General features: G+C 41.2%; 23 protein-coding genes. 14 read left to right on the plus strand and 9 right to left on the minus strand.

All coding sequences use genetic code 11. The features are described from left to right. Positions 1 to 14: 14 nt before the first annotated feature. From MTN96_RS04780 to bioA, 4 genes are all read right to left on the minus strand, one after another. Positions 15 to 1,514 (minus strand): iron ABC transporter permease, encoded by a 1,500-nt coding sequence (locus tag MTN96_RS04780; protein ID WP_138685677.1) that lies wholly within the window; start codon positions 1,512 to 1,514, stop codon positions 15 to 17. Then, on the minus strand, positions 1,515 to 2,555 hold the full coding sequence (locus MTN96_RS04785) for an extracellular solute-binding protein (RefSeq protein WP_248450965.1): 1,041 nt from the start codon (positions 2,553 to 2,555) through the stop codon (positions 1,515 to 1,517). Continuing rightward, positions 2,556 to 3,368, minus strand: a complete 813-nt coding sequence (locus MTN96_RS04790; RefSeq protein WP_004586641.1) for a hypothetical protein — start codon at positions 3,366 to 3,368, stop codon at positions 2,556 to 2,558. It abuts the gene before it with no gap. 163 nt (positions 3,369 to 3,531) lie between these two features. Further along, a complete protein-coding gene (gene bioA, locus MTN96_RS04795) occupies positions 3,532 to 4,833 on the minus strand; it encodes an adenosylmethionine--8-amino-7-oxononanoate transaminase (protein ID WP_248530847.1) in 1,302 nt (433 codons plus the stop codon). Between the two features lie 92 nt (positions 4,834 to 4,925). Here bioA and bioB point away from each other — a divergent pair, with 92 nt between their 5' ends. From bioB to htpX, 6 genes are all read left to right on the plus strand, one after another. Then, a complete protein-coding gene (gene bioB / locus MTN96_RS04800) occupies positions 4,926 to 5,966 on the plus strand; it encodes a biotin synthase BioB (RefSeq protein ID WP_248530848.1) in 1,041 nt (346 codons plus the stop codon). An 11-nt stretch (positions 5,967 to 5,977) separates the two neighbouring features. Then, the gene (locus tag MTN96_RS04805) at positions 5,978 to 7,135 is read left to right on the plus strand and encodes an 8-amino-7-oxononanoate synthase (protein ID WP_248530849.1); all 1,158 of its coding nucleotides are present in this window, start codon (positions 5,978 to 5,980) and stop codon (positions 7,133 to 7,135) included. Further along, entirely contained in the window at positions 7,132 to 8,028 is an 897-nt protein-coding gene (locus MTN96_RS04810; RefSeq protein WP_248530850.1) for a methyltransferase domain-containing protein, read from the plus strand. Before MTN96_RS04805 ends, MTN96_RS04810 begins: the two co-directional genes overlap by 4 nt. Positions 8,029 to 8,057: 29 nt before the next feature. After that, the gene (gene bioD / locus MTN96_RS04815; protein WP_096739629.1) at positions 8,058 to 8,741 is read left to right on the plus strand and encodes a dethiobiotin synthase; all 684 of its coding nucleotides are present in this window, start codon (positions 8,058 to 8,060) and stop codon (positions 8,739 to 8,741) included. 145 nt (positions 8,742 to 8,886) lie between these two features. Further along, positions 8,887 to 10,458, plus strand: coding sequence for an FAD-dependent oxidoreductase (locus MTN96_RS04820; RefSeq protein WP_248530851.1), 1,572 nt, complete (start codon positions 8,887 to 8,889; stop codon positions 10,456 to 10,458). 229 nt (positions 10,459 to 10,687) lie between these two features. Further along, on the plus strand, positions 10,688 to 11,551 hold the full coding sequence (gene htpX, locus MTN96_RS04825) for a protease HtpX (protein WP_248530852.1): 864 nt from the start codon (positions 10,688 to 10,690) through the stop codon (positions 11,549 to 11,551). Positions 11,552 to 11,633: 82 nt separating this feature from the next. Here the strand turns inward: htpX and gloA are convergent, their stop codons facing one another. Together gloA and MTN96_RS04835 are read right to left on the minus strand one after the other, a co-directional pair. Next, positions 11,634 to 12,161 (minus strand): lactoylglutathione lyase, encoded by a 528-nt coding sequence (gloA, locus tag MTN96_RS04830; protein WP_024033580.1) that lies wholly within the window; start codon positions 12,159 to 12,161, stop codon positions 11,634 to 11,636. Positions 12,162 to 12,275: 114 nt separating this feature from the next. Then, positions 12,276 to 12,659 (minus strand): hypothetical protein, encoded by a 384-nt coding sequence (locus MTN96_RS04835; protein ID WP_154944505.1) that lies wholly within the window; start codon positions 12,657 to 12,659, stop codon positions 12,276 to 12,278. Positions 12,660 to 12,967: 308 nt separating this feature from the next. On the opposite strand from MTN96_RS04835, the gene MTN96_RS04840 reads away from it, so the two are divergent. Beyond that, positions 12,968 to 13,477 carry a DUF421 domain-containing protein gene (locus MTN96_RS04840; RefSeq protein WP_248530853.1) on the plus strand — a complete coding sequence of 170 codons (510 nt, stop codon included), beginning with the start codon at positions 12,968 to 12,970 and terminating at the stop codon, positions 13,475 to 13,477. 76 nt (positions 13,478 to 13,553) lie between these two features. Here the strand turns inward: MTN96_RS04840 and MTN96_RS04845 are convergent, their stop codons facing one another. Further along, positions 13,554 to 14,174, minus strand: coding sequence for a trimeric intracellular cation channel family protein (locus MTN96_RS04845; RefSeq protein WP_058550084.1), 621 nt, complete (start codon positions 14,172 to 14,174; stop codon positions 13,554 to 13,556). Positions 14,175 to 14,589: 415 nt separating this feature from the next. Here MTN96_RS04845 and MTN96_RS04850 point away from each other — a divergent pair, with 415 nt between their 5' ends. The 4 genes from MTN96_RS04850 (at position 14,590) to MTN96_RS04865 (ending at position 17,076) form a co-directional block, all read left to right on the plus strand. Beyond that, positions 14,590 to 15,186 carry a cold shock domain-containing protein gene (locus tag MTN96_RS04850; protein WP_248530854.1) on the plus strand — a complete coding sequence of 199 codons (597 nt, stop codon included), beginning with the start codon at positions 14,590 to 14,592 and terminating at the stop codon, positions 15,184 to 15,186. Between the two features lie 293 nt (positions 15,187 to 15,479). Continuing rightward, a complete protein-coding gene (locus tag MTN96_RS04855; protein WP_248530855.1) occupies positions 15,480 to 15,779 on the plus strand; it encodes a hypothetical protein in 300 nt (99 codons plus the stop codon). A gap of 542 nt (positions 15,780 to 16,321) precedes the next feature. After that, positions 16,322 to 16,603, plus strand: a complete 282-nt coding sequence (locus tag MTN96_RS04860) for a hypothetical protein (RefSeq protein WP_248530856.1) — start codon at positions 16,322 to 16,324, stop codon at positions 16,601 to 16,603. After that, positions 16,603 to 17,076, plus strand: coding sequence for a hypothetical protein (locus MTN96_RS04865; RefSeq protein ID WP_248530857.1), 474 nt, complete (start codon positions 16,603 to 16,605; stop codon positions 17,074 to 17,076). The genes MTN96_RS04860 and MTN96_RS04865 overlap by 1 nt, the downstream gene beginning before the upstream one ends. 301 nt (positions 17,077 to 17,377) lie before the next feature. Here the strand turns inward: MTN96_RS04865 and MTN96_RS04870 are convergent, their stop codons facing one another. Then, positions 17,378 to 17,980: a hypothetical protein gene (locus MTN96_RS04870; RefSeq protein ID WP_054982530.1), complete on the minus strand. Its 603-nt coding sequence runs from the start codon at positions 17,978 to 17,980 to the stop codon at positions 17,378 to 17,380. A gap of 398 nt (positions 17,981 to 18,378) precedes the next feature. Further along, positions 18,379 to 19,080, minus strand: coding sequence for a metal-dependent hydrolase (locus MTN96_RS04875; protein ID WP_054982529.1), 702 nt, complete (start codon positions 19,078 to 19,080; stop codon positions 18,379 to 18,381). 304 nt (positions 19,081 to 19,384) lie between these two features. On the opposite strand from MTN96_RS04875, the gene MTN96_RS04880 reads away from it, so the two are divergent. Genes MTN96_RS04880 through MTN96_RS04890 form a run of 3 tightly spaced genes read left to right on the plus strand, consistent with a single transcriptional unit; the run spans position 19,385 to position 22,931 of the window. Next, positions 19,385 to 20,224 (plus strand): ABC transporter ATP-binding protein, encoded by an 840-nt coding sequence (locus MTN96_RS04880; protein WP_374274763.1) that lies wholly within the window; start codon positions 19,385 to 19,387, stop codon positions 20,222 to 20,224. Continuing rightward, complete coding sequence (locus tag MTN96_RS04885) at positions 20,224 to 21,672, plus strand: DUF3526 domain-containing protein (protein WP_096041728.1); 1,449 nt, start codon at positions 20,224 to 20,226, stop codon at positions 21,670 to 21,672. Before MTN96_RS04880 ends, MTN96_RS04885 begins: the two co-directional genes overlap by 1 nt. Continuing rightward, entirely contained in the window at positions 21,669 to 22,931 is a 1,263-nt protein-coding gene (locus MTN96_RS04890; RefSeq protein WP_248530858.1) for a DUF3526 domain-containing protein, read from the plus strand. The genes MTN96_RS04885 and MTN96_RS04890 overlap by 4 nt, the downstream gene beginning before the upstream one ends. The last annotated feature ends 25 nt before the right edge of the window (positions 22,932 to 22,956 follow it).

Raw genomic sequence — 22,956 nt, forward strand, 5'->3', positions numbered from 1 at the left:
TTGTTTTTAAATCCTCAATGTTCGAGTTGGTTACGTTTTTCGCCAGACATCATAATAGCTAAGCCACAGGCAGAAATCACCACTAACAATAAACCGGGAATGGCAGCACGGCCAAAATAACCGGCTTCGTACACACGCCATAAATAGGTTGAAAGGGTTTCAAACCCGGTCGGGCCTAGCAATAGCGTTGCTTCAAGCTCGCGCATTGATTCTAAAAATACCAATGCAGCACCGGCAATAATACCACGCATTGTTAGCGGCAGGGTAATGCGAGTAAAGGCTTCACGCGGGCTTGCGCCTAATACGCGCGCCGACTTTATTAAGCTTTGATCTAAATGCTCTGTACTAGTGCGAATAGAGCCAACTGCAAGCGGTAAAAATCGTAGCATGTAAGCAATAATCAGAAGCGCTAATGTTTGATATAAAAACGGGAGTTGCAAGCCGCCATATACCAGCGCGGTACCCATCACAATGCCAGGAATACCAAAACCAAAATAGGTAACACGCTCCATTATTCTGCCGGCTTTTCCGCTTAATGCGGCATGAGCAACAGGGATAGCCACGATAACCGCCACCATGGCTGCAATGGCTGAGGCGTACGCTGAGTTCCACGCTATGCTAAAGTCAAAGTTGCTGTAACCATCGCGTGCTAACCAAACAAAAAATATCGCCAGCGGTAAACCAATAGCTAACAATAAAATAGGGCCAAACGCAGCAATCATTGCGGTTATTTGCCATTTAGTTGGAAATAAAACCAGTGGGCGACCGTGTCGTTCAGAGGCGGTTTTTATTTGGGATTCTATTAAAAGTAAAAAGCCAACAATAACCATTAATTGCAGCGACAACATTGCCGCGCGCCCTAATGCAAACGCATTGTATTCTACGTAAATTACCCGGGTAAAGGTATCTAGGCGCATCATTGCAGGTGTACCAAAATCTGAAAGCGTATACAGCGCCACTAATAATGAGCCCGCTGCAATACCGTTAACTACACGGGGTAAAATTACTTTAAACACACTTTGTGTCATCGACATACCCAAGGTGCGCGCTGCATTTACCATGCTGGCATCTAAACTGAGCAATGACGAGCGTGTGGTCATCATTACAAAAGGGAAGGTATACAAGGTCATTACAATGGCTGCACCGCTTAATCCGTACATGGGTGGGGTTTCAAAGCCAAGTAGGTTATTTATTTCACCCCCTGGGCCAAACGCAGCGTACAAAGTAAATGCGCCAATATAACTTGGAATAGCCAAGGGCGCGGCAAAAATCACCAGCCATATTTTTTTAAAAGGCAAATGCACATAAGCACTTATAAAAGCCAGTGGTACCCCAATCAGAATTGAGCCTAATACGGTTAAGCCCATTAGCGATAACGTATTGCCCAGTATTTTTAAATTATGACTGTCAAATAGGGTACTGGTGTCGCTAGCAAGGGTAATTAAAATATAAACAGGGGTAATCGTAATGAGCGCTGCAAGCAGCGCCATTGGGTAAGAAGCAGGTATTCGCATTTATAAAACGCCGTTGTTGCGCATCAAGTTGATGGTGGGGCGTAAATCCGCAAGTTGAGTTAAATCAACCTTTGGTGGAGATATGTCACTCAGCGACGGTAAGCCTGCCGGTTGAGTAATGCCATTAACAAGCGGTATTTCATACGCTTCTCGGGCTAAATAACCTTGTACTTCTTCGCTTAATAAGTAACGCATAAAGTTAGTAGCAAGTGGGTCATCGTTTAGCGTTAAAATACCCGAGGCATTGACTAAACAACCTGCATCTTGCTCGGTAAAGGCTAAGTCTAATTTAGCATCTGGTTTACCCGATTTAAGACGCAGCGTGTAGTAGTGATTAGCAAAACCAATATCTACTTCACCACGTTCTACCGCCATTACAACACCGAGTTCACCGGCGTATGTTTTAGCGCGCTTTTTAACTTTTTTAAGCCATTTAGCGGTTTTATCATCGCCTTCTAAAATACGCATAGCGGTAACAAACGATTGAAACGATGCATAAGCAGGCGCCCAACCAATTGATAAATCGCTATCTGCAATTTCCATTATGCTTGTGGGAATTTGATCTTTGGTTAAACGCGATGTGTTATACGGCAAGGTTCTGATCCGACCGGTAACCGGCGCCCATTGATCGTATCTAAATTGCGGTTGTAACTGTGCAGATAAATCACTTGGTAGGGGCTTTGCAAGGCCTGCATCGGTAACTAGGCCAATAGCGCCTGAGTCAACCGCCCAAAATAAATCGGCGCGGCGCACACCTGCCTTTGCCTCTGCCACTATAGTATTGGCAAGTGCAGCAGTCGGGCCACGGCGAATAGCTAAGTTAAAGTCAGGATTTTTTTTCTGAATCGCTTGTAATACATTTTCATACAAACCACCTTCACCACGGCCTAGGTATAAGGTTAAATCACCTTTAAGCTTTGGTAAATTATCAACAGAAACTGGGTTTGCTATATCGGCAGCTAGTGCGCGAGAAAGGGGCAGTGGCAAAGCGCCAACAACCCCTAACGCAGCTAGGCCTTGTATAAAGGTCCTACGCTTCACTTAAAAAACATCCTTACGCGACTTCTCCGCTTTTTCTATTAGCGTTTTAGCGCGGTCTAATTTAGTGTGCATATCACTTACCACGTCACGTACTTCATCAACGCTTTTAGCGCTTTTAATTGTTTGCGGTAGTGTTACGTTAAAATCTTTTTCCAGCACTTCTACTAGTTTTGCATCTTGTTCGATAAGCGTACCTTCTACGCCTTCAAAAAGGTGTAAATACGTATCGTGAACAATTTCAGTGGCTTCTTCGTTTAAGCGCTCTGCAAATTTAGCAACAACACGGTCAAGCTTGTGCTTGATTTCGTCAATGGTGGCACTTTGGGTCATGCCTTCTGTAGCAGTGGCTTTAACTGTATCAAGTAAGCCTTTTTGCTGGAATTTTGCCGCAAGCTTAACAGCACCAAGACCTTGCCACAAGGCTATGTTCATGGCTTTTTGCTGATTGCGCACTTCTTGGGCAGGCTTGTTGTTATCAATAGCCATTTTTACACCATAAATGCCTTGCCAAATTGAGGCATATACAGGCACAAAGTTAGTTTCAATGGCGCTGTGAAACTTAACCGACTCCCAATATTCAATTAAATCGTCGCTGTTTACAGCCTTTGCACCGCTTTTGCTGTAGTCAGTTACCATGGTGTCTACTTTACCAACCATCCATTCAACTTCTTCTGAATAGTCTTTAATGTTTTCTTGTAAATGGTTTACGTGCTCACCAATTGGGCCGTTAGCTAGCGCCGGTTGCGTTACAAAAGCAGAAGCTAACAATAAGCTTGCACCTAATGTTTTTACAGATTTAGAAAGGTGTTTCATAGTAAAGAGTCCGAAAAGGTAATTGTAAATGATAGACATTATCATATCCGTAATATTTACGAAAATCAATATAACAAATACGTCAATGCAAAGCTCAAAACCTGAGCAAAATTAATACCTAACAGGCAAATAATGACTATGCCTCTTAGGTATAATTTAACGCTTAGCAGTAATGCTTACCTGCAATTGCAGTGTAAATGGCATCACATAAGGTGTTTATACTGGCTGAGTCACTTATATACGGGGGCATTAGGTAAATAAGTTTACCAAAGGGTCTAATCCATACGCCTTGTTCTACAAAAAAGGCTTGAATTTTAGCAACATCTACATTGCCAGCAGTATCAGTTAGCTCTACAACACCTATTGCGCCCAAGGTACGCACATTGGCTACCGCATCTAAATCATTACACTTTTTAAGCTGTTGTAGTTGAGTGTTTATATCGCTAATGCGTTGTTGCCAATCTTGTGCCAAAAGTAAATCTATACTGGCGCACGCAACTGCACAGGCAAGCGGGTTGCCCATAAATGTAGGTCCGTGCATCAAAACGCCGGCTTCACCTTCGCTAATGCCTGTGGCTATTTTATCACTGGTTAGTGTGGCCGAAAGAGTCATTGAGCCACCGGTAAGGGCTTTACCAATACATAAAATATCTGGCTCTATATTAGCGTGCTCTACAGCAAATAATTTACCTGTGCGGCCAAACCCTGTGGCTATTTCATCGCAAATCAGTAATACATTATATTGTGTGCATAATTTACGAACGCAGGCTAAATACGCGGGGTGATAAAAGTTCATGCCGCCGGCGTTTTGTACTATGGGCTCAATAATAAAGGCGGCTACCTCGTGATGGTGCGTTTTAAAGTATTGTTCAAGCGTTTGGGCTTCTGCTTGGTTAAACTCGCCATCAAATTTACTTACAGGGGCGGGTACAAACACATGCTCTGGTAAAAAACCTTTATATAAACTGTGCATAGAATTAACCGGATCGCACACGCTCATAGCGGCAAATGTATCACCATGATATCCCTTATACGGCGTCATTAATTTTTGCTTGTGTGTAAACCCTTGGCTTAACCAATATTGCAGCGCCATTTTAATCGCTACTTCTACACTTACCGATCCGCTATCGGCTAAAAACACCTTAGTTAAACTTTTAGGGGTAATTGTAATAAGCCTTTTACACAGCTCTACTGCGCTATTATGGGTAATGCCGCCAAACATTACATGGCTCATGTTATTAATTTGTTCAATCATGGCGTTATTTAATACCGGATGATTATAGCCATGAATTGCGCTCCACCATGAGGCCATGCCATCAATGAGTTGCTCGCCGGTTTCTAGGTAAATTAAATTATGATTTGCATGAGTAACAGGGTAAACCGGAATAGGCTGTGTCATTGATGTGTAAGGGTGCCAAATATGGTCACGATCAAAATCAAGGTCAATCGTTTGTTTTTTGTTCATATGTAAACTTTAACGTGGTGGGTTTCGTTGACAATGGTACTTCAAGACGTAGACTAATCCAACATCACCACTGAGAAAAATAAGAGACTACTATGGAACTTGCACCTGTTCGCCACGATTGGACCCACGCCCAAGTAAAGGCATTATTTGAAATGCCATTTAACGATTTATTATTTAAAGCGGCATCGGTTCATCGCGCTAATTTTAATCCTAACGAAGTACAAATATCTACTTTATTATCTATTAAAACAGGGGCTTGCCCAGAGGATTGTAAATACTGTCCGCAATCGGGGCATTATAAAACCGATTTAGAGCGCGAGCGCCTACTAGAAGTAGAAAAAGTGGTAGAGCAAGCACGCCTAGCTAAACAAAAAGGCGCAACCCGTTTTTGTATGGGCGCAGCATGGTCAGATCCAAAAGACAGAGACATGCCGTATATTTCTAAAATGGTTAAAGAAGTAAAAGAACTTGGCCTAGAAACCTGTATGACGCTTGGTAAACTTACCAACGAAAAAGCACATGAGCTAAGTAGCGCAGGGCTTGATTACTACAATCATAACCTCGACACTTCGCCTGAATATTACGAGCAAATTATATCTACGCGTACCTTTGAAGACAGGTTAAATACCATAGATCACGTACGCGATGCCGGCATGAAAGTATGCTCAGGCGGTATAGTCGGTATGGGCGAGCAAGCAAGCGACCGTTACGGTTTATTAATGCAGCTTGCAAATTTACCACAACAGCCTGAAAGCGTACCTATTAATATGCTGGTAAAAGTAAAAGGCACACCGCTTGAAAACGTAGACGATTTAGATCATTTTGAATTTATACGTACCATAGCTACCGCCCGTATTATGATGCCACACAGCTATGTGCGTTTATCGGCAGGGCGCAGCGCCATGAACGAGCAAATGCAATCAATGTGCTTTTTTGCAGGCGCTAACTCAATATTTTATGGTGATAAATTACTCACAACCGAAAACCCAGAGGCCGATGCCGACATGAAGCTAATTAAAAAATTAGGCATGAACCCAGAAAAACACCAAGACTACTCAGACGAAGCCGTTGCCGCATCGCTGTCATCTCAAGTGGCCGATAAAGCAATGTCAGCCTTATTTTACGAAGCCTAAGCTTACCTTTTATGCCATTTGAATTTTTAAATACGCATTTGCAGCAACAACAGCAACATGCGTTATTGCGTAAACGCCATGTGGTGCAGCGCGCCACAGCACGTACCATTACAGTAAATAACGCAACGTACCTTAATTTTGCCAGTAATGACTATCTAGGCTTTGGTGATTGCAGTATTAACCTTGAGCAAATCAACGTACTCGGTAGCCACAGCTCACCTTTAGTTACTGGGTATCAGGCGCAGCAACAACAGCTAGAGCAATACTTATGTAGCGCGCTTGGCTACGAGGCTGGCATGTTGTTTAACTCGGGGTTTAGTGCAAATAGCAGTGTAATTAAAGCGTTGTTTAACGATAAAAGCGCTGCGCAAAACAGTGCTATTTTTCAAGATAAGCTCAACCACGCCAGTTTGATTGACGGCGCAATGCATTCAAATGCCGCATTGATCCGCTTTAGCCATAACGACTTAAAGCATTTACGTTCGCGGCTCGAAAAATCAAAAGCACACAATAAGCTAATTATTAGCGAAGGGGTGTTTTCGATGGATGGCGACACCGCCCCCATAAAAGAGCTGCTTGCTTTAGCTAAAGAGCACAATGCCTGGCTTATGATTGACGATGCACATGGTTTTGGCGCCCTAGGTAAAACCGGTTTAGGTAGCTGTGAGGCATTATTAGATGAAGGCTTAGCACTTCCCGATATACTGGTTATTACTTTTGGAAAAGCAGTAGCAAGCAGCGGAGCCTGTGTATTAGCAAATAACCAATTTATTAATTACATGCTGCAGTTTAACCGCGACTACACGTATTCAACCGCTATGTCGCCGCTTATGGCTGCACTTACGCTTACGCGCTTGCAAGCCATTAAATGTGCAGATGTTAAACGCGAGCAGCTTAGTAGTAACATTGCTTTTTTTAAGCAGCTTTGTAAACAACATGCCATTGCGGTAATGGATTCAAACACCGCTATTCAGCCCATTGTACTTGGCTGCGCCGAACAAACGTTACACGCAGCACAAAGGCTTAAACAGCAGGGCATTTGGCTAACCGCTATTCGCCCACCTACGGTTGTGCACAATACCGCGCGGTTACGTGTAACCTTAACAGCGGCGCATACCCATGCAGATATAACAGCCCTTGTTGAGCACTTAAAAGGCGCAATAGCATGATTGCGCAGGCTTTAGCTCATACCCACAGTAAGCAAGCTTTAAATAAAAAGCCCGCGCTTTTACCTATAAATGGGGCTCCACAAAATAGTGCGCTTATACAAAGTGCTGAGCAAGTACGCCCTCATACAGCGCTTAAAAAGGGGGCGAGTGATAAGTTTTCTAAAGCAGCTGAGCAGTACAACAGCCATGCCAATGTACAAAAACAGGCAGCAAGCGATTTATTTAAATTAATAAGCTCCCAGTCATGCAACCAAAATAAGCGCTGTGTAGATTTAGGAGCTGGCCCACTGGTGAATACCTCACAGCTAAGCAGACAATACGGCCAAGTCATCGCGATAGATTTAAGCTTAAACATGCTTAAAAGCGCTGCATTAACTAACCCAAAAATTTGCGCCGATATGGATAACCTGCCGCTACAAGCAAGCAGTATTGACGCCATATTTAGTAACTTTGCAGTGCAGTGGTCGGCTAATTTTGAAAAATTAATGCAGGCGCTTTATAAAAGCTTAAAGCCTGGCGGGCAGGCTTATATAAGCACAGTGGTTGCGGGTTCGCTTAACGAAATTAAAACAGCGTTTGCAGCGCTTGATAACCGTAGCCATATAAATACCTTTAATACACACGCTTATATAAACCAGTCGGTACAAAAGGCAGGGTTTAGTATTAATAGTTCGCAAAAAGTAATTTATACCGATTGTTATTCAAGCCCGTTAAAAGCCATTAAATCTATTAAAGCCATTGGTGCTACAACGCAAAATCATGCTAATTCACGCCAAGGGCTATTAACTAAGTCGGCGCTACAACGGGTATGCAATGCGTATCCGCTTTTAAACAATCAAGCGTGTGTATCTTACCATGTGGTATTGTTATCATTACAAAAAAGCCATGAGTAGCTAATATTAAAATTAATCAAGGCAGTAAAATGAAAGAATTTTTTATTACCGGTACCGACACCGACGCCGGAAAAACCCACGTGACTAGTTTGCTATTAAAGCTACTTGCCCAACATAAAAAAAACGCAATTGGCTTTAAGCCACTTGCCGCAGGCTGCGAAATGGCGTTTGATCAGCTAGTAAATGCTGATGCACTAATGCTAATGGAAAGCGCCACGGTAAGTGCCAAATACGATGTAATAAACCCCTTTGCCTTTGCGCCGCCTATTGCGCCGCACATAGCCGCAGAGCAAGTAGGGGTTAATATTACGCTCGATAAACTAAGCACAGCGTACTCAACACTTAAACAACAAGGTGCCGATTACCACCTAACCGAAGGCGCTGGTGGCTGGGCACTACCAATTAATAACACCGATTATTTATACGACTGGGTTAAGGCCGAGCAACTACCCGTAATTTTAGTAGTAGGCATGAAACTAGGCTGTTTAAACCATGCTTTACTTACCGCTGCCCATATGCAAAGTTTAGGCATTAATTGTGTAGGCTGGATTGCCAACCAAGTAGACCCAAATATGGACGAATACCAAGCTAACCTTGATTCGTTAAAGGCACGCTTGCCATTTCCTATTTTGGCTATAAGCCCATACAGCGAGCAAACCCCTAAACTGCAAATATACAAAACCTTGCTTAATACCCTCAATATACAGAGCTAATTGTGGCTGCTTTGCGTTTTTAAATGCAAAGCAGTTTTTATATTAAATACATGAACTTATTAATTGTATTTACGCCTTGAAATTACCCCCTTTAGTACACATATTACAAGTTAAAGCTATTGTTACTAAGGAAATAAACCGCTACATGACGCACCCATATATTAAACGCTTCGCTCAAAACACACAGGTAACGGGTGAACCCGAGGTAAAGCCAACTGCTCAGCCTAAAACCCGTGTGGGCATTTTAGGTGGCGGCACAGCAGGGGCAACAATAGCTATACGATTGGCAGCGCTAGGGATTCATACCACTATTTTTGAGAAAAAAAAGTCACTTATAGATGGCCCACCTATGTGCCATTTACATGCCGGTGGTAATTTATACCGTGAAATACCAGACGAAGACTGCATAGATTTACTCAAACAATGTATCGATATTTTACGCCTATACCCCTACACCATAGATGTACGCCCAACCGTGTTTGCAGTTCCTACGCGCGATGACGACTCACCCGATGATTTACTACCACGATTAAATAAAATCACCAACGCGTATAAAGAGTTAGTTGGGCAAGACCCTAACAACAAAGTACTTGGTGAGCCCGACAATTACTACCAGCTGTATAGTCATGAGCAAATGATAGCGCTGAGTAAAAAAGAGCAGGTTGCAGAGCCTAGAACGCTAGATGAGTGGATGATCCCCGTTGCTAAGCACCTAAACTTAAACAAAGTAAAATACCCGCTAATTGTTGCGCAAGAATACGGGTGGAATATTTTTAGGTTATCGGCCAGCGCCCAACTTGCGCTTGCCCAGTACGAACACGCTAATGTACTTACCAGCACAGAGGTAAAGCAAGTTAGGCAAGTTGAGCAAACCAGTGCCAATAACCAATCGCCAACCTGGAAAATTGAATACCAAAATAACCAAAGCGACTCTACGCAAACACTAGAGGTAGACTATCTTATTAATGCCTGTGGCTTTCAAACCGGTATTGTAGATGACATGGTAGGCGTAGAGGCCAAACGTATGGTCGAATTTAAAGCTTCTTACATTACGCATTGGCAAGGTGCTGGCGGGCAAATTCCAGAAATTATTATTTATGGTAACCGTGGCACGCCAGAGGGCATGGCACAGCTAACGCCTTATCCTAATGGCTATTATCAAATTCATGGTATGACCAACTCAATTACCTTGTTTAACGATGGCCTAGCCGATACCAACGAGCAAAGTGCACAGCCGCAATTGCCAGCTAAATACTTAAATTACATAAACAATGGGTGGGATCATCAAGTACTAAAAGCACGTAGTCAAAAAGCCATTGATTATGTAGCCGAGTTTGTTCCGGCATTTAAAAACGCCAACACGCAAAACAATGCCTTGTTTGGTGGCCAGCAAATCCCAGGAGAAGACGACACCTTGCGCGTCGCCGATGTTAGCTTATATTCGCATATTAGCTACGCACGAGCCGAAAACGTAAAAGCGTCATCTACCTTAATCGCTGCCGATGAAATAGTGGCTGAATTTACTAAACTTGGCCTAATAAGCGACGATGCGCACATAAATGAGCATCGTACACATCACCAGTGGACGTATCTTCAACAACACAACCATGCAGATATAACCAAGGTGGCACAATTACTTGCAAAAGAGCGCGGCTTTCCTACAGATATGGCAACAATTAATAATTGCATTACAACTAGCGGCATAACCAGCAACTAATTGTTTTTATAGGCGTAACGAGGTTTAATAACTGCGTTACGCCACACTTTACTCCCTTTTTAAACTCCCCAAAAAATTTATTAATAAACCTGCAAATAACCCTTGCGTTATGACATAGTTTGTCACAGAATAGCCTCAACGCTATGACATAGTGTGTCATAACGTAATGATTGCTTTAACCTAATTTAATTTTATGTTCGGTGATCAAACCTATTTTTGTGAGGACAATATGAAACGTATATTTTTGTTTTTATTAACTAACCTAGCGGTTATGTTGGTATTAGGTGTAGTGCTTTCAATAATAATGAGCGCGCTGGGTTTAAGCCATCGTAGCCTTGGCGGAATATTACTTATAGCCTCTGTATTTGGCTTTGGTGGCTCGTTTATTTCGTTATTTATGTCTAAGTGGATTGCTAAAAAATCAACGGGCGCACAGGTAATTACTCAACCACGCAACGAAACCGAGCACTGGCTTGTACAAACTGTATCAGCACAAGCTCAAAAAGCAGGTATAAAAATGCCTGAAGTAGCAATTTACGACAGCCCAGAAATGAACGCCTTTGCAACCGGCCCAAGTAAAAACAACTCGCTGGTGGCGGTAAGCACAGGTTTATTACATAACATGAATCAAGACCAAGCCGAGGCCGTACTTGCCCACGAAGTATCGCACGTTGCTAATGGCGACATGGTAACGCTTACGCTAATACAAGGCGTGGTAAATACCTTTGTAATATTTGCCGCAAAAGTACTAGCAGGCATAGTTGATAACTTTTTAAATGGCGATGAAGAAGAGGGTGGTAGTAGCTGGTCTTACTTTTTATTCGACATGTTATTCCAAGTTGTATTTGGTGTGCTTGCAAGCATAGTGGTAGCAAGTTACAGCCGTAAGCGTGAATTTGCAGCCGACAGTGACGCAGCTAAATTGGTAGGTGCAGACAAAATGCGCTCAGCTCTAGAGCGATTAAAGCAAAACCACCCGTCGCAACTACAAGGCTCAATGATGGCCTTTGGTATAGCAAGTGATAAAGGGATGGCTGAACTGTTTTCATCTCACCCACCGCTAGATGCGCGAATAGACGCCCTGCGTAAATAAGCTAACCCTTATTTAAAAACACAAAAGCCAGCTAATTAGCTGGCTTTTTAGTATGTGGTAACCGGTTTATTAAGCGTTAAAGTTATTTACCAAAAATAATATCAGTAATTCCCTCCGGTGAGAGTATTTCTATCCAGTAGCCGTCAGGGTCTTTTATAAACGCTAGGCCCTTCATTGAGCCATCATCTGGCTTTTTAACAAATTCTACATCGTATTTTGCAAAGCGCTCACTCGCGGCGTATACATCTGGCACGCTAATACCAATATGGCCAAAGCCCTTAGGTTCTTGGTTGCCACTGTGGTAGCCCTCAAAGCTATCGTCATCTTCTGTACCCCAGTTATGGGTAAGCTCAATTAGTGCAGGGCGACCAAATACCCATTTAGCTTTGGTTTTATCATCACCTTGCGGCTGCTCTGGCTCGTACCCTAAAAAGTACAGCGTAAACTTCATTTCAGGAAAGTCATACTTACCTAACAGCTTCATACCTAATACATTTTGATAAAATTCGAGCGACGGTTTGGGATCCTTAATACGCAACATAGTTTGCTGCATCACATAGCCTTTAGTGGCCTGTTCAATTTGCTCTGGCGATTCGTTATAGCTAGACATGGTAATCCTTTGTATAAATTAAGAAGCGGAAACTTAGATATAATGCTTAAGTTATCATAATCAACCATCGTCTAAATTTAAACTGCCCTGAGCATAAAAGAGTGATGCAAATAGTCAGTGAAGCTTAATATCATTTATCATTAATGCGCCCCATGTAGTTTCATCGCTACAGCCATTTATTTCTGAGCTTATAAACATACACCCATACCCATTGGCTTCTGTTTTTTGAATTTCTGTGTAAACACTAGCACCATCATCAGATAACCAAGTAGTGGTGCGTTCACGGCCATAAGGTAATATAAGAGGAATAGGAATGATTGGCGAAATTATAACACCCACCCATTTAAAGCCATCTCCATACTTAACTTGTTTAACGGCGGTGCCTTTAACTGGCTTTTGGCCTGAACTATATGTTTCAACGTGCACTAAATCGTAAGAAACACACCCTTGTACCAGTATTAATACTCCGATAACTATCGCTTTTTTAATTAATTTCAAGATAAATCCCTTTATAACGTTATTGAGCAAAGAAAACTGTTAATTTGTACCTAAAATGATAATCACATTATCCTTTGAAAAAGTAAACTTATAACTCCATATCGGTTACTTTGAATACTTGTGTAATACGTAGGTACCTATGCCGATAAACAAAGTACGATGCTAAGTAAAATTAAGTTTGTAAAACAATTAGCAAAATAAAATAGGGCGCTTTATTCATCGTTATTTAACTATGTGCAATGTAGGGTTTAATTAACTATTGCAGGAACTACTTACAGTAACTAAATAACGCATATAAAGGAGTAACTATGTTTTTTGATGATATGCAGGGCTTAATACGCGTACTTATTATTGGCGTGCTGGGTTATGTAGCGCTGGTATTTTGGCTGCGTATATCGGGTAAGCGTACGCTTTCTAAATGGAACGTATTTGATTTTATTGTCACTATTGCGCTGGGCTCTATTTTAGCCTCGGTGATCATTACAAAAAGCGTTGCGCTGCTAGAGGGCATGCTCGCGTTTGTTGTGTTGATAGGGCTGCAATATTTTATTACGTGGCTAAGTGTGCGCTCATCTAAATTTGCTTCGCTTATAAAAGCAGAGCCTACGCTATTGCTGAGTAATGGTGAATACTGTACGGCGGCGCTTAAATCGCAGCGGGTAACAAAATCAGAAATTCGTGCTGCAATTCGTGGTGCGGGTATATCAGCCATAGAAGATGTAGCCGCTGTAGTGCTAGAAACCGATGGCAGTTTTAGTGTACTAAAGCAAAATAACAGTGGGTTAAAAACCGCGTTAAGTGATGTAAGCGAGCAATAAAGTAAGGCGCTAGTACTTATACTTATATTAATTAAGGCAGGTTTAATACCTGCCTTAAATTGTATTAAAGCCTAATTTATTTAGCGTGCTGCTCTAACAAACTAAAGGTAGGTAAGCGCCACTTAAAGCGAATTGACGCCATACGTATTAAATAGCCTGCAACAAGGCTTACAATAATGCTGATGTTGTCATCAATATTGTAATGGTGCAGTGCCAAGAATAAGCAGGCAACCAGTAACGATACACTCGCGTATAGCTCGTTATGCAGTACTAAAGGCGCTTGGCGACATATTAAATCGCGCAGTAAGCCACCAAAAACACCGGTTACAACCGCAGCCACAACGCAAATACCATAGTGCAGGCCCATATTTAGCCCAACTTGGCAGCCAATAATGCTAAACGCCGCAAGCCCTAGCGCATCTAAGCGCATAAAAATACCTTTAAATTTAACCACCCACTTAGCAAGCCACGTAGTCACAATGCCCGCTATACAAGTAATTAATAAATACTCTGGGTGTTGTACCCAGGTAAGTGGGTAATTGCCAAGTAAAATATCTCGCACACTGCCACCACCAATTGCTGTTGCACTGGCAACCAGTACAACGCCAAACCAATCCATTTTCATTCGCCCAGCGCTAAGTGCGCCGGTCATGGCTTCTGCGGTAATACCAATAATATAAACAACGGTTAATAGCATGAGATAATCACTTGAAAATTGCACGTAAAAATAAGGTGTGGATTGTATAGATAAATTAAGTAAATAACGAATGAAAAATCACACTAAAAACGCTTAATTCAGATAGAAATAACTAATAACAAAACCGAGTGTAAACAAGCTGTTAAGCTAATCGCTTCGCAAAAGTTAGCAGTCCTAGAATAAAGGACAAATGGCCGTAATTTATAAAATAATACAGGGTATTTTTTGCTGCATTTTAAACCTCAAAGCTCGGTATTTTCCCTATACGGTTAAGTATTTTGCAAACTAGTTGGCGTGTTTAAATTAACCTAATATGAATATTTGGTTGCGTGGTAGCAATTTAGGAACGTATACTAACGATTCTTAACTTAAATGGAATTTGCGTAATAGCAGCTTAATTAGCATAGGTAAATACATGAACAAAGGATTGTTAAAAGCGTGGCATGACGAAAAGGGCTTTGGTTTTATTAAATCAGACACCCTAGCTCACGACACCTTTATACACATTTCAGCGCTCAAACACATGAGCCGCAAGCCAAAAGTGGGCGACACCATTTATTTTGAAGTCGCTACACAGCCCGATGGTAAAACCAAAGCCGTTAATTGCCGAATAGAAGGCGTAGCTGCACTTAAAGTCACGCATAAAAAACCAAACCATCATCGTGTTGCTAAATCTAATTTTACTGATAGTTTTTTAGGCAAAGTCTCCTCAATTAGTATTATCGCTGTACTTGGCTTTATCGCAGTAAATAAATACAGCCATTATAAAAGTAACGAGCAATTTAATAACAACACACCTGTTATTACCAACGCCGATTTAGCCACTTTTGACGAGCAATATCCAAAAAGCGTTATTCCAAAAAGCACGCAAAATTTTACCTGTGATGGCAGGCAGCACTGTAGCCAAATGACCTCACGTGCAGAGGCGGTGTTTTTTATAAATAACTGCCCTAATACAAAAATGGATGGCGATAGAGATGGTGATCCGTGTGAGAACGATACAAGGTTTTAGTGGCTAGGGCATTTATAAGTTTTGTAGTTAAAAATTAAGTAAATATAGGATTTATCGTGAGCTGTATACAAGTACAGTAATGCGAGGTTTGCCCCATAACATTATTAAAAGTTGTTATGGGGTTAAGTAACAAAGACCACTTAGTAGCAATTTTAATTATCTGTTTATAAAGGAGTTGTTTAGTGTAATTATCGATCAACGTAATATATGCCACTTTGGGGTGTTATAACCCCCTAAAGTGGGGTTCAATAAGCTGTTATGAGTATCACAATTTTATTTAACTGGAGTTTTATATGACAAAAAAGTTTTTTGACTATTTCGATCTTAAAGACGCTGTAGATGATGTATCGAATGAGTTTGAAACTAAGGAAAAAGCAAAGAAATCAGCTTCATTAGTTGGGAAAACCCTATTTAATGTTGGGTTAGCTGCCGGAAAAGCCTCTATTGCTATTGCAAAAGAAGTCCCTGGTGCATTAATTAAAAAAGCTGATAGTAATTTGAAAAGATCTGATCTGACAGATTCGGAACGCGAAAAGTGGACAGAAATAAAATCTAAAGCAGAAAATGTTAAAGAAAAAAATAAGGAAAAATAACCATGGCTGGAAAAATAAATTTACCTCACACTTGCCCTAAGTGCAAAAAAACAGTGGCTAATAACCATAAAGAGTTAACAGACCTATTTGGGATGCGCAGTACAAACTCTTCTACTGCTACCAATCAAAGTTGGTGCAAGAAGTGTCGGTAATCCTCAATGCTTAAATACTCATAACAAGTTGCTTAAACGGAATAAAAAGATAAATGGCGTCAGGTCTTTCTTGTTGCCTTTTTGAGAAAAATTAACAAGACACCCATCTTAAATTTTGAAATTAAGATGGTGTAAGTCTAAATGAATTGAATGGGTGTCATCCTAATTCTCGTCATAAATACAGTGGTTTTAGTTTTATCCCATAACATTATTAAAAGTCGTTGTGGGGTTAAATAACAAAGGCTACTGAGTAGAAATTGTTGTTGTCTGATTATAAACGAGTTGTTTGGTGTAATTATCGAACAACATAATATACGCCGTTATGGGTGTTATAGCCTTCAAAGTGATGTTCAAAAAGTTGTTGAGTGTCTTCGTAAATTGGAGTTAATAATGAAATCTGATAAATATAAAAGAAGCATAGATTTGTCGTGTCCGACATGTGGCTGTAAAGATTTTTCATATGATGAAGGGGTGGATGAAGCTATCCAAGTAATGACCTGTGCCTCTTGCGAGCGAGAATTTAATAGAGATGAACTTCTTCGAGAAAATAGCGAAAATATAGATGAACATCTTTCTGAAATTAAAAGTGAAGTAAAAGAAGACTTTGCAGATCAACTGCGTAAGTCACTGAAAAAGTCTTTTTCTGGGGATAAGAATATAAGGATTAAATAATGTCTGTTTCTATCGATGCTGGTGACTTAATAGCAGGCCTAGCTTTTCTTTTATCAGGTTATGCAACTTGGCAAACTGTCAGCTTTAACAAAAGGCAGAAGTCCCTTGTTGAAAGTCAAGAAAAGCTAAATAATCTACTTCTAGAAAAAGAGAGTGAAGATGCTTTAAAAGAAAAAAGAGCAGATCTTGGAGCTTCTTTTATAAAGTTAGGGGGTAGTAAATACAGACTTAAAGTTTGGAATAAGGGTTCTTCTACAGCTAAAAACGTTAGAATCGAGTTTCCAAAGGGAAATGATGTCGTAATCGATTCTGAAATTACAGAAAAGTTTCCAATGGAGAGTTTAGAAAGGCATCAGTCAGTAGAGCTTATTGCTAGCGTTCATGGGCAGACAAAACGGAAACATGTTGTGAGGCTTATTTGGGAAGATGATGCTCAATCGCATAATGAGAAGCTGTCCTACCCCACAATCTAAACAGAAGATAAATGGGGTCAAGTCTTTCTTTTCGCCTTTTGTATTTAGGGCGAATAGGTTAAAATATTGACTTCATACATCAAAACATAAATCAGTTAAAAGGTTTTTGATATTAAGTATTTTACCCTCTAAAAGCGCAGCGCCTCATAACCTCTTTTTGAATTAGCTATAAATATTTAAGGTTGCTGGCACTTTAAATCTCAACACTCTAAACGTAAAACATCGGCGAACTAGCATCTCTAATTCACGCCGATGTTTATAACTTATTTAAGTAACTGCCTTACTAAAAAGGCACTAAACCTTAGTCTTGCTTACGGTTAAGGCTAAATAAGCAGATTGCTAGAAGTAATGTTGCAATCATACCTGAGGCACCAGCAACGCCTGATGGAAGGAACCCATCACGGCCAGCAATAATTAATACTGCATTGGCAAGCATTGCAACTGCGCCTGCTAGGGCTGTAAGGCCGCCAATGGCTTTGCCACCTTTAGCAATAAAAGATAGGCCAAACACAAGGGCTGCTAAGCCTAATAATAATTTAGCTGCGTAGTAAATCATAAATGATAAAGACACCACGCCACCAATTAAAGGTTGTGCGCCTTCTACTGCGCCTGCAACTTTACCAAATGTTGAAAACAGCGTTAGGCCAATGCTTACCTGTACTATGTTAAGTATTGCGCTAAATGTGATAGCCGACCAACCTAGTTGAGCGTTTTTAGCTTGCACCATAGTGGTACTTGCAAAGGCCACAAGCACAGTAAACAGCACGGCTTCTAGTCCCCATGCATACTGTCTTGAAAAGCTAATTTCAGCACTGTAAAGGGCAGTAAAAATAGCCTGGGTTATTGCCAACGCTAACAATAACGATGCTGTAATTAGGGTGGTGCGTTTATGTGTAAATTCCATTATGTACCTCTTATAATTTTATATTTGACGCTTTAAAAGTTGTAGTCGCTTTGCATACATCAAACAGGTGAAAGTATTGCTGCTATAAGACAGGTAAAGCGGGGTAATTATTTCACTAAAACCAATAAAAATAATAATTAATATTAAATAGGATAAAACTTACGCTTTTAATGAAACTTAAATTGGCAAAGTCGCATTGGGTTAAGCTGTTAAGCCTTTAAAAGAGATGCGCATCTAATCCTTTTGTGAATTAACTTTTAAATTAAATGTTGGAGTTACTTCGACTAACTAAGGCGGCTGTTTATTCGAGAGGAAATTAAAACAATCACTTAAATAAGCATATATACCCACAAACAATGTTTATGGGTATTTTGTGTGACCAAGCTAAATATTATTTATTAAGATAAAAGCCTAAAATGAGACCAATCACTTAATGCGATAATAGTTTGCTCTGTAGGCGGGGCTACATAGATTAAACCTGCAATGGCAATTATTGATGCCAACGTAATTAATTTATTGTCGAAGTCGGCTATTTTTAACGCGGTGCCAAAGGAGCGTTTAATGGTGACATTGCTTAAATCTACACTGTAAATTTCATCGAGTAATAAATGAATTAGCCCGCCGATTAAAATAAACCCACCTGTTAACCAGGCAAAGGTGGCTGCTTGTGTGGTTGTTTGCTCGTTTAGTTGCCAGGTTACTTGCGTTGTTAACAGCGCGCATAGCACTAAAAATAATAATGAGTGGCAGCTGCCTCTGTGCACGGTGATCCATTCAAAAATGGGCCTAATAATGTATTTCATAAACCCGTACACCAATAACGGCACTACGATTAGCTCTATAAAACTAATTTCGATTATTAGCTCGGTGGTTATGTAATGCAGCACCAGTAATACAGCGCTCAGTGCAAATAAGTTAAAAATAGTATTGAGCGAGGTTGAGTTATCTGAGTCTATGTCGGGTAATAAGCCGCCAATTGAGCCTAAAAACCATAACCAAAGTGCGCCGTTTAAATCAATATGGCCTGCAGTTAATAAAGTGGCCGAGCCTAAACCTGTGATGATGACTGCAGTATTAAGATGAGTATTGAAATTTGCCATTGTATCTCTTGGTAGAAAAATAGGTTGGCATTTTAGCAATTGAAAAGTTCATTGTTCAATTTACTTTAAAGGTAAGGCGTAAATAACTTAAGTACTTAATTTTAAACGCTGCCTTAGGTATGATTTTAGCCTAAATGGTGATGGATTTTTGTAATAGGCAAAACCCGTTGAATAAATCTACGTGTGTAACTCTATTAAAACCTCTGCATCATTTGTTAATTATTAATATGTTATAGTGTTGCAATAGATGTTTGATATAGTATAACATTCATCACATTCTAATTTCCCTTAATAGAGTTTGAATGTGAGTACACCTACAGCTGTTAATCAAACATCACCGAAAGAATCTCCACGTGTGGAACAAACACGTAATGAAGCCCTAAATACAACTCAAGCCGCTACTCAAGCAGCTACTCAAACAATTAAAAGCGAAGCCATTATTGAAGTGGACTCGTTAAGTTTTAGCATTAAAAACAACGCTATTTTAAAAAACTTAAACTTTAGCGTAGGCTCAGGCGAAATTTACGCGTTACTTGGCGGTAATGGTGCGGGTAAATCAACCACGTTAAAAACTTTGCTTGGATTTAATAAACCCACTCAAGGCTCTGTAAAAGTAGCGGGCAAAGAGGTAACACAGGCACTTAATTTTGTACGCGGTAAAACGGCGTACTTACCTGAGTCGGCAACGTTATATCCGCATTTAACTGCCCGCGAAAACGTGGCGTATTTTTTATCGCTTGCTGATATTAAAAAAACCGATGAGCAAATTAATGCTGCGTTTAACCGTGTAGCGCTACAGCAAGCTGCATGGGAGCGTCCTATGCAAACGTACTCTAAAGGCATGAGGCAAAAAACCGCGATTGCACTGGCTATTTTACGCCAAGCCCCAATATTTTTACTCGATGAGCCTACATCGGGCCTTGACCCTGTTGCTATTGATGAGTTTAACCAGTTAGTGCGTGAGCTTGCATTAACCGGCGCCACTATTTTAATGGTAACGCACGATGTATACGGCGCATGCCAAGTGGCAAACCGAATTGGTTTATTAAGAGCGGGTGAGCTGGTGGGCGAATTTGACGCGCCAGAAAACGGCCGAATTGATACCGAGCAAGTCCATGCCGCGTTTGCACAAAGAGGCGCGTAATGAGCAAAAATAATTTTTCAAAGATGGTGATAGTTGCCAAAGATGAGTGGCGCTATTGGCTTCGCTCAAAACTGGCGATGACCGTTTTAGCCATTGGTTTATTACTTACGCTTTCATCTGTGGTGGTGACTGCCATTACAATGCACGAACTTAGCCACACTCGTAATGAATTACAAAGCAATGCAGAGCAAAGCTTTGCTGAGCAGCCCGATCGCCACCCACACAGAATGGTGCATTACGGGCATTACGCTTTTAGAACACCAACCCCTCTGAGCACCCTAGATCCGGGGATTGATGCCTACACAGGTAACTCAATATTTTTAGAAGGGCATAGGCAAAATAGTGCAATGTTTGCCGAGCAGCGCCAAGGCACAGCTTTAACAAAACTTGGCAGCTTAACGCCTGCTTTTATAGTGCAAACATTAGCGCCGTTACTGCTTATTTTAATTGGTTACAGCTCTATTAGTCGTGAGCGCGAATCGCAAACGCTGTCGTATTTATTGGCGCAAGGCACCAAAGGCAGTACGCTTATTGCGGGTAAAGGGCTGGCGCTTTTGTGTGTTGTTGGGTTAATTATTGCGCCATTAGCGGTGTCGGCGTTATTTACGCTTAGCGCGGGTGAAAGCCTTTTAGCCGTTGTTAGTTTTATTGTGGGCTATGCATTGTATTTAAGCGTGTGGGTGTTAGTTGTTTTATTAGCATCGAGCGTGTTTAGTAAAAATAGTGGTAGCTTTACAGCGCTTGCGTTTGTGTGGATTTTACTGTGCATTGTTATGCCGCGCGTAGCAAGTACAAGTGCCTCTACGGCTGTGCCATCGGCCGGTAAAATAGAAACCGACTTTGCAGTAAAAGCTGAGCTTAGAAAACTAGGTGATGGCCATAACACCAACGACCCCGCCTTTAAGCAATTTAAACAATCTCTGCTTAAAAAATACAACGTAAACAGCATTGATGAGCTGCCAGTAAACTTTAGAGGGTTAGTGGCCAGTGAATCAGAGGCCAAACAAACTAAGGTATTAAACCAGTTTGCCGAGCAGCGCATGCAAAGTGAGCTTAAACAAACGCAGGTATCGCGTTACTTTGGTTGGGTATCGCCTATGGTGGCTATTCGCTCGCTGTCGATGATTGTAGTGGGCACCAGCATAGAAACCCATCATCGCTTTTTACGCGAAACCGAACAGCTGCGCTTTGATTTTGTGCAAGGGCTTAACAAAGTACACATTGAAAAGCTTGATTACCAAGTTGATATGAACCGCAACGCCAATACCGAGGCTACTAAAAAAGCGCGCGTAGGATCAGAGAACTGGCAAATACTGCAAAACTTTACCTTTGATGTAGATAGCGCAGATGTTCGCGCGCAAAGAAGTGTACCTGCTTTTTTACAGTTAATACTGTGGATTGTAGTACTTGTAGGCGGTATTAAATTGGTAGGAAAACGTTTGATATGAGTTATTTAATTACACAACTTACACGAGAATGGGGCTTTTTACTGCGTCAAAAGTACCTTGTGGTATTGCTGTTATGTAGCTTTGTTTTATCGAGCTTTGCAATATATAGCGGGCTTAGCGAAGTAAGCGCGCAGCAGCAAACAATAGAGCGTTTAAAAGCTGCAGATCAAAGCGATCGCGCTAAAGTGCAGCAAAAGCAAGACGATCCGGGCATGTTGGCTTATTACTGTTTTCATTTAACGTATTCTCAGCCATCTAACCTTGCTTTTGCAGCATTAGGGGAACGCGATATATTCCCGTGGAAACACCGTATTAATTTATTGGCCATAGAGGGGCAAATTTACGAAAGCGATGCGCAAAATGCCGAGCTGGCACAGGCCGGTAAAATTGATTTTGTATTTGTAATTAGCGCCTTAGCACCACTGGTTATTATTTTGCTGTTTCATGACTTATTTGCAAACGAGCGCACCAGCGGCAGGCACGACTTACTGGTTACTACGGCTAAATCGTACTTTTCTTTGTGGGGCGCACGTATAACGGTAAGGTTTTTAGCAGTAATAGTATGTTTAATGCTACCATTTTTTATCGGTGCATTTATAGCTGGTGCAAGCGCGTTTGAAATTGCGTATGTATCGCTACTTTGTATTGCATACCTTGCATTTTGGACTGCGCTGAGTGTGTGGTGGGGCAAAAACGCGACTAGTGCGCCGCGCGTTGCCTCTGGCCTAATTGGCTTATGGGTATTATTTGCTTTTATTATTCCTATTTTAGGCGACCTTGCTATAAACAAGTCGGTGCATTCGCCTAAGGGTGGCGACATTATGCTTACTCAGCGTGAGGCGGTAAATGATGCCTGGGATTTACCAAAATCTGCCACTATGCAGCCTTTTATTAAAGAGTACCCAGCACTTGCGCCATACATTGCTATGAGCAGTGAGTTTGAGTGGAAATGGTATTACGCATTTCAGCAAATGGGCGATTTAAAAGCAGCGCCGCTCTCTAAAGCATACCGAGACGCAGCCGCTAAAAAATATGATTTAGCAGGCGTTGTGTCGTGGTTTTCGCCACCGCTGTTATTGCAGCGCAGCTTAACGCGAGCCGCCCAAACCGACTCAGTAGCGGCGTATGCATACGATCAGCAAATTCGTGATTATCATCAGCAATTACGTGAGTTTTATTACCCTTGGTTATTTTATAAGGGTAACCCGCCTAAATCAGTTCTAAATAATATGCCACGCTTTGAGGCTATAGCAAAGTAATCCTTACTAGGTGCGCTAAACACCG

This window comes from Pseudoalteromonas sp. 2CM28B, assembly GCF_023161935.1.